Source organism: Streptomyces sp. NRRL F-5727, from assembly GCF_000719555.1.
Classification (GTDB): domain Bacteria; phylum Actinomycetota; class Actinomycetes; order Streptomycetales; family Streptomycetaceae; genus Streptomyces.
Window position 1 is genome coordinate 1 of record NZ_JOGX01000165.1, and the last position, 408, is coordinate 408.

The 408-nt window shown below is 77.2% G+C and carries 1 protein-coding gene; it reads left to right on the forward strand.

All coding sequences use genetic code 11. The annotated features are described in order from the left end of the window. A partial coding sequence (locus tag IF73_RS39055; RefSeq protein WP_420706620.1) for an SDR family NAD(P)-dependent oxidoreductase occupies nt 1-408 on the forward strand: 408 nt, incomplete at both ends.

The following is a 408-nucleotide window of genomic DNA, read 5'->3' on the forward strand; positions in this document are numbered from 1 at the left end:
ACCGGCGCGGCCGCCGCACTCGGCACCCTCGCCGGCCTGCCCGGCCGCGCCCACCTCGTCCGCGCCGACGTCACCGAAGGACTCGACACCCCCTGCGACGAGGCCGAACGCCTCTTCGGCGGCCTCGACATCCTCGTGCACAACACCTCCCACTTCCAGCCCGCCCCCACCCTCACCACCCCCACCGCCCCCGACCTCACGGGCCGCACCGCGCTGGTGACCGGCGCCACCCGCGGAGCCGGCCTCGCCACCGCCCGCAAACTGTGCGCCCGCGGCGCCCACGTCCTGCTCAACTACGCCCACGACGACACCGGCGCGGCCGCCGCACTCGGCACCCTCGCCGGCCTGCCCGGCCGCGCCCACCTCGTCCGCGCCGACGTCACCGAAGGACTCGACACCCCCTGCGAC